The 10,192-nt window shown below is 63.9% G+C and carries 8 protein-coding genes and 1 tRNA gene; 6 read left to right on the forward strand and 3 right to left on the reverse strand.

Annotation, left to right across the window (positions count from 1 at the left end; genetic code table 11):
• Positions 1–550 precede the first annotated feature (550 nt).
• Both VMD50_RS14035 and VMD50_RS14040 read right to left on the reverse strand, forming a co-directional pair.
• Entirely contained in the window at positions 551–2,686 is a 2,136-nt protein-coding gene (locus VMD50_RS14035; protein WP_325428348.1) for a toll/interleukin-1 receptor domain-containing protein, read from the reverse strand.
• A gap of 821 nt (positions 2,687–3,507) precedes the next feature.
• On the reverse strand, positions 3,508–3,936 hold the full coding sequence (locus VMD50_RS14040) for an NUDIX hydrolase (RefSeq protein ID WP_325428349.1): 429 nt from the start codon (positions 3,934–3,936) through the stop codon (positions 3,508–3,510).
• 77 nt (positions 3,937–4,013) lie between these two features.
• Here VMD50_RS14040 and VMD50_RS14045 point away from each other — a divergent pair, with 77 nt between their 5' ends.
• From VMD50_RS14045 to VMD50_RS14070, 6 genes are all read left to right on the forward strand, one after another.
• Entirely contained in the window at positions 4,014–4,808 is a 795-nt protein-coding gene (locus tag VMD50_RS14045; RefSeq protein WP_325428350.1) for a GntR family transcriptional regulator, read from the forward strand.
• Positions 4,809–4,910: 102 nt separating this feature from the next.
• On the forward strand, positions 4,911–5,357 hold the full coding sequence (locus VMD50_RS14050; protein ID WP_325428351.1) for a hypothetical protein: 447 nt from the start codon (positions 4,911–4,913) through the stop codon (positions 5,355–5,357).
• Positions 5,358–5,540: 183 nt separating this feature from the next.
• Positions 5,541–6,893, forward strand: coding sequence for an FtsK/SpoIIIE domain-containing protein (locus VMD50_RS14055; protein ID WP_414686067.1), 1,353 nt, complete (start codon positions 5,541–5,543; stop codon positions 6,891–6,893).
• A gap of 32 nt (positions 6,894–6,925) precedes the next feature.
• Positions 6,926–8,587, forward strand: a complete 1,662-nt coding sequence (locus VMD50_RS14060; protein ID WP_325428353.1) for a replication initiator — start codon at positions 6,926–6,928, stop codon at positions 8,585–8,587.
• 20 nt (positions 8,588–8,607) lie between these two features.
• On the forward strand, positions 8,608–8,823 hold the full coding sequence (locus VMD50_RS14065) for a helix-turn-helix domain-containing protein (RefSeq protein WP_325428354.1): 216 nt from the start codon (positions 8,608–8,610) through the stop codon (positions 8,821–8,823).
• Positions 8,823–9,962: a tyrosine-type recombinase/integrase gene (locus VMD50_RS14070; protein WP_325428355.1), complete on the forward strand. Its 1,140-nt coding sequence runs from the start codon at positions 8,823–8,825 to the stop codon at positions 9,960–9,962. Before VMD50_RS14065 ends, VMD50_RS14070 begins: the two co-directional genes overlap by 1 nt.
• Positions 9,963–10,051: 89 nt before the next feature.
• Here VMD50_RS14070 and VMD50_RS14075 read toward each other — a convergent pair.
• Positions 10,052–10,125, reverse strand: a tRNA-Gly gene (locus VMD50_RS14075).
• Between the last annotated feature and the right edge of the window lie 67 nt (positions 10,126–10,192).

Raw genomic sequence — 10,192 nt, forward strand, 5'->3', positions numbered from 1 at the left:
GGGGTGACCGCCCTGACCGGCACACGCGGCGTTCATGGCCACGATGACGGTGGCGACGAGCCCTACCCGCGCCAAAAGCCCTCGGCATCACAAGTGACGATCAAGCCCCGTGTGGTCGCCATCGAAAGAGACGGTCAACAATGAACAGCGGCACGGCCTGGGGCAGTTATTTTTGGATGGGCGGCCCCGGGGCGGGCTAGCCCGGCGCGTTGACCAAGGCGAGGGATCGAACCCGCGTATTCAGCTTGGGAAGTCGGTTTTCGCCAACCGCCGCGGTACGGACGGGTTTGTAAACGCCGGGTACCTGCGCAATGTGTTCACTTGAGTCCGCTGTGGTCCTGTCAAAGCGGGTGGGGTTGTGACAATGTCGTGACACCGGAACGAGTTACGGCGCTACGCTTTGCGGACGGTTTCGTCGTACTGTTCCGCCTTCTGGGAACACGGCAAGGCGTTTCCGAAGGTGATGATGCCGAAACCACTTAGGAAACACCGTCACGCTGACCGTCGTCGACCTGCTGTCGACGGATCCAGTTGCGCAGAGTCTCGGCGTTCACCCCTTAAATCGCCGGAATATCGAGCGGGCTTTCAGCGCGAGAAGTTCCTTCTTCGCGTCGGCGTCGCCGGCCCGAGCGGCCTGCCCGTACCAACGGCGCGCGCCGTCAAGATCCGGCGGGCTGAGCTCGTCGGCCAGCAGGTAACCTAGGGATTTCATGGCGTCGATGTTCCCTGCCTCGGCGGCTTTTTCGAACCAGTAGCGTGCTCCCGCCAGATCCCGTGGGCGCCTCTGCAGCGCGACGCCAAGCGCAAACATGGCATCGATCCACCCATCTTGGGCGGGTTTCTCCAGCCAATAGCGGGCAGCGGTAATGTCATCGGAATGCATCAGCAGCCGGTCTCCTAACAAAAGTGCTGCCAACAGGTTCCCGGCCCGGGCGGCCTTCTCGTACCAGCGGCGCGCGCCGTCAAGATCCGGCGGGTCCTCCGCCAGCAGGATAGCCAGTGAAGTCATGGCGTCGGTGTTGCCGGCCTGGGCGGCCTTCTCTAGCCAGCGCCGGGCGTCGGCCATATCCGGCGGATCGACCTTGTGGGCGAGCAGGAGGCCGAGGGCTCTCATCGCGTAGGTGTCCCCTGCCTCGGCGGCCTTGGTTAACCAGTCACGGGCGGCGGTCAACTCTGGGGGGTCGACCTTATCGGCCAGCAGGATACCTAGGGATTTCATGGCATAGGTGTTGCCGGCCTGGGCGGCCTTCTCTAGCCAGCGCCGGGCGTCGGCCACATCCGGCGGATCGACCTTGTCGGCGAGCAGGATGCCGAGGTGTGTCATCGCGTCGGTGTCCCCTGCCTCGGCGGCCTTGGTTAACCAGTCACTGGCGGCGGTCAGTTGGGGCGGATCAACCTTGTCGGCGAGCAGGTTGCCGAGGTGTGTCATCGCGTCGGTGTCCCCCGCCTCGGCGGCTTTGGTTAACCAGTCACGGGCGGCGGTCAACTCTGGGGGGTCGACCTTGTCGGCGAGCAGGATGCCGAGGCTTCTCATACCCTTTGTGTCACCCGCCTGGGCGGCTTTTTCGAACCAGTCACGGGCGGCTGCCAACTCCGGCGGGTCGACCTTGTCGGCGAGCAGGGTGCCGAGCTTGACCATGGCCTCGGGCTTTCCGGCTGCGGCGGCCCGGCGGTAAGCGTTGACGGCCACCGGCGTGGCGTCCGCGGATAACGCGACATCCCCGATCGCCACGGCGGTGTCAGGGTCGGTTTGCTCGAAGGCGCGATCGGCGGCGGACGCGTCGAGCCTGGTGAGCTCGCGGTGGGTATCGATGACTGCTTGCCAGTTGGCGTTCTCAGCGTATTGCCGAAGCTGGCCTTGTAGCTCGGCTACCTGCCGGGCCGTCCGGCACTGCTGGAGGCGTTCGGCGACGTCGCGGTAGCGCGGTCTGGCCGCGAGGATCTTGGCGTATAGGTCATCCGCCTTCTCCCACTCTCCGGCGGCCTGCGCCTCGACGGCGCGCTCGTAATCTCGCTCCACATCGTCAGCGCGACGGCTCTCGTCGGTCCCGCCGAGTTGATCCAGTATCCGGCCGACTTCTGCGTACAGGTCGTGGCGCTTCCTGAAGGCCTCGAGGATGTCGAGGCCGCCTTGTCGCTCGTCCGGGTCAGCCGACCCCAGGGCAGGTTGGAGCGCAACGACGATCTGATGTTGCTGTTCGTATGTCAACGGTTCAGACTGGCCCACCCGGCCGATCAGGTCGGTGAGGTACGACAGCGGCGCCTCCGGCGGCGTCGGGAGCGGATCCGGCGGCGGCGGTGCCGGCGGGAGCCCGTTGAGGGCACCGGCAAGTGCGAACACTCTCTCCTCGCCGTGTTCCGAATAATCCACTATGTGCAGCGTCGCCAGGTCTTCAGGTAACGCCTCGGGAATCTTCTCCAGCGCCAACGGCAGCACCGGCTTGTTGAGCTGCCGCGCCCACCGGAGTTCACGTGCGCACGGCACCGACTTCAATGTGGCTTCGGAAACGATTGCGACGAAGACATCGGAATCGGCGATGCGCCGAAGGATCTCCTGCCACCAGTCCTGGCCGCCCTGCAGATTAGAATCGAACCACGTCGGACATCCCAGACGGTTCAGATGCCCGACCAGCGTCTCAATATCGGGCTTGTTCTCTCGTGCGTAAGACACAAACGCTTGCCGCATACCATCCTCCAGTCACCGCATTTAAGTTTTCCGGCTATGGCGAGTCGCAGCCTTGCCGTCCCGTCCCCTGATCGCCAGGTACCTGCGTCACTAGAACAAATGCCAACAACCATCTCGTCACGACAGAAGTGGGCCCATCGGCGGCCTCCGAATTATTTCACGCCTCCTTCTCCAATGGCGGGGCGTTAACTCGCGCCACTACGTAGCTCAGTATGTGTCTTTCGCTCGCCCTTGATATCAGTAAAGAAAGTTCTCACACCGCAGATCACCACCTGCTTCCTGCTATCCCCTGTTTCTCATACAGGCGATCCTGTGCTGACGAGCGGGCGTGTCAAGGGTGGCGACGCCATCACGTAGTGACGCCGAAGGCGCCCTTTACTCGTCCGGTCGGAAAGTCAGATAATTGCGCCGATGAGGACCGGTGAGGGTGCCCTCCGGCCGCTGGTAGGACTTCATAGACGTGGAGACCGTAGGGCCGGGGCCGAAGCGTCCCGTGGCCCGGCCGACCAAGGCGACTCGTGGCACGACCCATCTGGCTTCCTCGGCCGCGACGTTCAACGGTGAATACGAGCAGCCAACGACGAACCGCGGTGGTCGGTCAGTGCAGGTCGCCAGAATCCCAGCCCAGGATCGTCCTCGGCGCTGCTCAGCGATCGATTGCCGGGCCGCCCGGCCCCGAGCGAGGGACGAGCGGCAGGGCCGGTCAGCGGCCTGGCGCGGCGCGCGTGCGGGCCGCCTTGATCCCATAGGGCGAAATTCGGCAGATGCGCTACACGGCTACACGGCAGAGGCAACGCGTGTTGCCGCAGGGGTCGTAGTCGCTAGCGCGATACGAGGTTGACTCCGTCGTGGGCACGCGAATGGACGTGGTCGTCGAAGGCGTCCAGTACGCGCACAGCGAACGCAGGGTTCATCGAGGATTCGACTTCCTCTTTGGTCATCCAACGGACTTCGCGGGCTTCGGCAGTTGGGTGAGTGTCGCCGGCGGCAGGGTGGCAACGAAAGACAAGCGCGACGATTCCATGGGTGAGGTTTTTGTACACACCGCTGAGGCGTTCCACCGAGATCGCTAACCCCGTTTCCTCCAGGACCTCGCGTCGAACACCGTCTTCGAAGGATTCGCCCAGTTCAAGGACGCCACCCGGCGCCTCCCAGTCACCATTGTCGTCGCGCCTAATCACGAGAACTCGGTCATCGTCACCTACGACGATGCCGGCGACGCTGACCGAGTGTTTGGGCGTGGCTGCCATCGTTGGGCCTCCATCTCATCACGGTTCGCAGTGACACGCGCGAACACTAGTACGTAGACTAGTCGTCTAGAGATGCGATGGAAGGTTCTCAAGTGCTGCAACTTGGTCAGATCGACCGGGCGGACGATCGTCCGTCATATCGGCAGATCGCGGCCATGTTGCGGGAGGCGATTGAATCCAATCGCCTGGCCTCCGGCGAGCGACTTCCGTCCGAGGCGGAGTTGATCGAGCATTTCGGCGTGGCACGCATGACGGTCAGGCAGGCCGTGCAAGAGCTACGTGGCGAAGGACTGGTGGTCTCCGAGCACGGTCGCGGAGTGTTCGTCCGGCCGAGCCCGCCAATCCGACGATTGGCGTCGGATCGATTTGCGCGAAAGCATCGCGCGGAGGGTAAGGCAGCGTTTACCGTTGAGGCGGAAAAGGCTGGGTACTCGCCGCAAGTCGACCACATTGTCGTGACCCGCGAAAGGCCAAACTCTGTTCTGGCTGAGCGACTTCGACTGTCGACCGATGATGAGATTATCGTGCGGTCGAGGCGCTACCTGGCGAATGGGCGACCGATTGAGACCGCTGTCTCATACATACCGGCAGCGTTTGCCGAAGGCACCAAGATCGAGCAGGTGGACACAGGACCGGGCGGGATCTACGCGCGTTTGGAAGAGAACGGTCACGTGCTCGCACGGTTCACCGAGGAAGTCGCAGCTCGGATGCCCTCCCCTGAAGAACGGCGGGCCTTGGAGATCGGAGCGGGCGTTCCGGTCTTGACGGTGCTGCGGACTGCGTACGACACCAACGACGTGGCGGTTGAAGTCTGCGACACAGTGAAGGTCGCTCCCGCGTACGTGCTGGAATACGAGTTCTGGGCTCGCTGAACGCTCAGTAGGAAAATTCTTGACCGTTTAGGTTGCACTCCTATAGACAACTATGTAAGTTGCTACTTGTCTAGAGGAGTTATCAGTGAAAGGACAAACGACATGGCGATCAAGCGGGGACACAGGTTCCCGGTGGAGCACGCGGACGTGTTCCCGAAGGGGCTGATGCTGTTGGGCCCGATCAGCCCGGATATGGAGTACGAGCGTCCGAACGTGCAGAAGACCGATCCGGTGACGGGCTTGTTGCAGTGGGTCGGAGCGGTGTCGGACCCAGACGAGGATAAGGCAAAACGCGCGAGTTTTGAGGTGACGTTCTTGGCACGGGTCCAGCCTGTGCCAGCAACACCGGAGTTGTTGTTGGGCAGCGGGATACGGATGATCGAGCTGGTTGGCCTGACAGCCGAGGCCCGCCGGATGGGACAGGGCGAGTTCACATACGTCGGCTACGTGTACCGGGCGACTGGGATCAAGGGTGACACGAATTCGCCGGGACCCGACTCGAAGTCGGCTACGTCGGTGCGTAGCGAGCCGGCGAAGGTGGGCGCTTGATGGGGACAGAAGGCGACGAGCCAGTCCCGGCGCCACTGTGTCGGGTGTGGGGTCGTGGGCGCCCAATCACGCTATCGATAAACCGGATTCACGAGGATGGGAAGGGGATCAGTCGTGACGGATCAATCGAAATCCCACGGTAGCAAGCACTCTGAGAGCGCGACGGACGACTTCGTCGAGGCCATGGTGGTGGGAGCGGCGAAGGTGATCGGATTGTTGGCGTGGTGGGCGGTTCGGTTCCCGCTCGCGAGCATGCCGATCGTGCTAGCACTGGCCGCGACCGCGGTGGCTGGTTGGCGACTTGGTGTCGTCGTGGTCGTCGTGTGGGCGGTCAGCTACGGGCTGTGGTGCTATCTGGACCGCGAGTCGTTTCATCGCGTGGTGTGGTACCCGATCCGGGCGTCCTGGCTGACCTGGTGGCGATACACGCGTTCCTGGGAGCAGGTGTGCACGCTGCACGGGTTAACTGCGCGGCTCGGCGAGCGCACGCTCGTCCCGAGACTGCTGTCAGTGCGCATCGGCGGCGGGACCGATGCATTGGTGGTGCGCATCGTGACCGGCCAGACTGTGGCGGATTGGCAAAAACAGGGCGCCGCGCTGGCCGAAACGTGGCGATGCTCGCGACTGACTGTCCGGTCCGTTCGGCCCGGTGAGGTGAGCATTGTGGTCCACCGCGGCGACGATTTGTCCCAGCCTATCCCGTTGCCGCGCCCTGGCTACGGCACCCGGACCGATCTGGTCGCGGTTACGGTCGGGGCCGCCGATGGGCATCGATCATGGGTGCTGCCCATGCTCGGGCATCACGTCCTGGTGGCTGGGGCCACCGGGTCGGGCAAGGGCAGCGTGTTGTGGTCGATCATCGCTGGATTGGCGCCGGCTGTGCGAGCCGGAACGGTGCGACTTTGCGTGATCGACCCAAAGGGCGGGATGGAACTGGGTCGCGGTGCCCCGCTTTTTGCCGCATTCAGCCACGACCACGCCGAGACGACGCTTGGGCTGCTGCGGGCGCTGGTATCGGTGATGACAAGGCGGGCAGCGCGGTTGCGGGGCCATACCCGCCTGCACACCCCCAGCGAGGCCGAACCGCTTCTGGTGGTGATCATCGACGAACTAGTATCGCTGACCGCCTACGGCACCGACCGCAAAATCCGAGCCGAAATCGAACAACTCCTCGGGCTGCTGCTGTCCCAGGGCCGCGCTGTCGGAGTGAGCGTCATCGCCGCCGCGCAGGACCCGGCCAAAGACACCTTGCCGGTGCGGCAGCTTTTTACCGTGCGGATTGGACTGCGGATGACCGAAGCCACCCAAACCGGGATGGTGCTCGGGGCGGCCGCACGTGAGGCCGGCGCGGTCTGCGACCAGATTCCCGACAGCACACCCGGCCTGGGATACGTCATGGTCGATGGGACCAGCGAACCGCTACGGGTGCGCGCCTACCACGTCACCGACGCTGACATCGACCACCTCACAAAGTATTTCATCCCAGCCCACCGTCCTCACTTGCCCGACGAACCGGACGACAGGCGTGCGCCGTGATCACAGACACCGAATCGACTGCCAAGTCACCCTTGACAACCGATCAACCCGGACGAGAGTCGGGTCGGCGGGAAACAGCTGCCGACCGCCGCGCCCGACCCTGCTTCCACGACGTCGCGGGCTCGGCTGCAGAAAAGCACGGGGTGTGTGTGCGGCCGTTAGTGATGCGCACTCTCAACCTCGACACCGGGGTCACCGACTACGTGGCTGTGCCATGCAAATCAACGATGGAATCCCAGTGCCCGTCATGCGCGAAAAAGGCACGCCTGCTGCGGATGCAGCAACTCCGCGACGGCTGGCACCTCGACCACGAACCCGTCCAGCAATCTCACCCGCCGAGCGACGTGCAAACCGAGTTGCTCGCCCACCGCGCGGACCTGATCGGCGTGTACCGCGCCGCGTGCGATGAGGGCGACCATGCGGCTGCCGAGGAGCTGCGGGCGAAAATCGGTTCCGTCGACGACGAGCTGCGCGCGTCCGGTATGCGCGGGCGTATCCCGTCACCGGATGCGCCGGCCACCATCACGCGCACGCGTTCCACCCGACGACGCCAGGACGCCCCAGACCTGCCCACCCGGCAGGTGCGCAAAACGACCGTCGGGCGGCAATACGCCGGGAAGTACCGGCCGTCGATGTTCTTGACTCTCACCTGCGAGAGCTACGGCGCGATCCGCAACGGGGCACCGGTGGACCCGGACACCTACGACTACCGGCGTGCCGCGCGGGATGCGATCCACTTCTCCTCGTTGGTGGACCGCTTGATCCAGAACCTGCGGCGCGTCCTGGGATGGGAGGTGCAGTACTTCGCGACGGTAGAACCGCAGAAACGCGCCGCACCGCATCTGCACGCCGCGTTGCGGGGCGCGATCCCGCACAAGATCACCAGGCAGGTCGTGGCCGCCACCTACCACCAGGTGTGGTGGCCCAACCACGACGACCTCGTCTACGCGTGCGATCACGAAGAAGACTGGCCGGTGTGGGATCGGGATGCTCGCACGTTTATCGATCCGGACACCCGCACGCCTCTCAAGTCGTGGGATGAGGCGCTGGATGCGCTCGCCGGCGACGAGGACGCGCAGCCGGCTCACGTGGTGCGGTTCGGGGAGCAGTGCAAGCCCAAGGGCATCCTGGGCGGCACCGAGGAAGCCGGACGCCACATCGGCTACCTCACCAAGTACCTGACGAAATCGATCAGCGAAGTCATCGAACCCGCCACCTCTGCGCAGCGGGCTCATCATGAACGGTTGCACGCCGAACTTGCGATCACGCCGTGTTCGCAGCGGTGCCCGGTCTGGCTGCGCTACGGCATCGTCCCGAAAGGCGCAAACAGCAAAACGTTGCCGGGCCAGTGCAAGGGCAAGGCACACCGCCGCAGCACCCTCGGGCTGCCCGGACGTCGAGTGCTGGTGTCCCGAAAATGGACCGGCAAGACCCTCCCGGACCATCGGGCCGACCGTGAGGCATTTGTTCGGCAACTCCTCGCCGACGCCGGGATCAGCAAACCTGTGCGTGACCCGGGCAGAGTGGCGATCTTGAAATGCGAACCCGGCGACCGGGCGATCCCGCCCCGCGACGAGCTGATCATGCGCGCCGTCGCCCAACGCGTTATCTGGCGCAGCGAATACAGCAGAGCGTTACTGGCCGCTGGACCACCGGGCGGAGACGAAACGTGGGCAACTCGAGTGACGGCGTGATAGGTCGGGGTGAATCAACAATGGAATCAGGATATTTGACGGTCGAGCAGGGGGCGGAATACCTGAATACCTCGGTGCGATTCGTCCGTCGTTTGATTTCGGAACGGCGGATCGCATTCCACAAATTTGGTGCGCACGTGCGCCTGTCGATCGAGGACCTAGACAGTTATGCGCAGGCCGGCCGGGTGGCGCCAATCACTGCAACCACCGTGCGCCACGACCTGAGAGCGTCGTAGTGGCAAACAAGCCGGGCCGCCGGGGATTCGGAAGCGTTCGGCAACTGCCGTCAAAGCGTTGGCAGGTGAGATACCGAGGGCCCGACGGGCGAGTCCATACGGCCCTGCGAACATTTGACACGAAACGTAGTGCGGAGCAGTGGCTTTCGATCACCGAGACGCAAGTACTGCGCGGCGAGTGGACGGACCCCGGGCGGGCTCGCATTACGGTGCATGACTATGTCACTGCGTGGATTATCCAGCGTCCTGGTCTCCGACCGCGAACGATAGAGCTGTACAAGTGGCTGCTCCGTAAACACATCGACCCGAAACTCGGCGGAGTCGAGCTAGGAAAGCTGTCCACATCGCTGATCCGGCATTGGCGAGCCGGTCGTCTTGCGTCCGGTGTTTCGGCAACTGTCACCGCGAAGTCCTACCGCCTGTTGAGGGCCGCAATGAACACAGCGGTGAACGAGGACAAGATCGTGCCGCGCAATCCATGCATCGTCCGTGGTGCCGATCGCGAAAGCCCCGACGAGCGGCCCGTGGTCAGCATCGCGCAGGTTTTCCAGATCGCGGGAGAGGTCCCTGATCGCTATCGGCTGCTGGTGCTCCTGGCCGCGTTTGGCTCGATGCGCTGGGGCGAGGTGGCCGCCCTTCGGCGCTCGGACATCGCCCTCGATGGGTCGAGCATCAGGATCACAAGGGCGATCGTCGAGCTGCCAGGCCGGGGAATCGTATTCGGCCCGCCCAAATCGCGGGCCGGCGTCAGAGAGGTCGCCATCCCCGAAGCCATCCGTGACGACCTTTTGAAACACATCACCTACTACGTCGGCGAGCATCCCGGGTCCCTGCTCTTCACAGGCGAACTATCCGGCGGTCCCGTCCGACGGTCGAACTTTTCGCAGCGGGTCAAGTGGTCATCGATGGTCGAAAGGCTCGGTATGAAGGGCGTGCACTTCCACGATCTGCGACACGCGGGAAACATCTGGGCCTCGAAGTCCGGGACGTCGACCAGGGATCTCATGGCTCGGATGGGCCACGATGACATGCGCGCGGCGCTGATCTACCAGCGCGCTACCAGCGACGCCGACCAACGGATCGCCGAGGAGCTGTCGGCCATGGTTGAGGCACATCGCAAGGGCATGCCCTCGCCTTAATGGCACGCTAATGGCACAAAAGGGTCCGTCGACGGGGGTGGAAGGTCTCCAGGATGCCTTGCTGGTACTTCTGACCTGCCGGGATGACGTGGAGCCGATGACGGGAATCGAACCCGCGTATTCAGCTTGGGAAGCTGATGTTCTGCCATTGAACTACATCGGCGGTGTTGCCAACGAAGGCTAGCATCCGGCGTCGCATCGGTTGGTCGGGTAGCGCTGGCGAACGCGAC

Source organism: Mycobacterium sp. (assembly GCF_035506235.1).
GTDB lineage: Bacteria > Actinomycetota > Actinomycetes > Mycobacteriales > Mycobacteriaceae > Mycobacterium.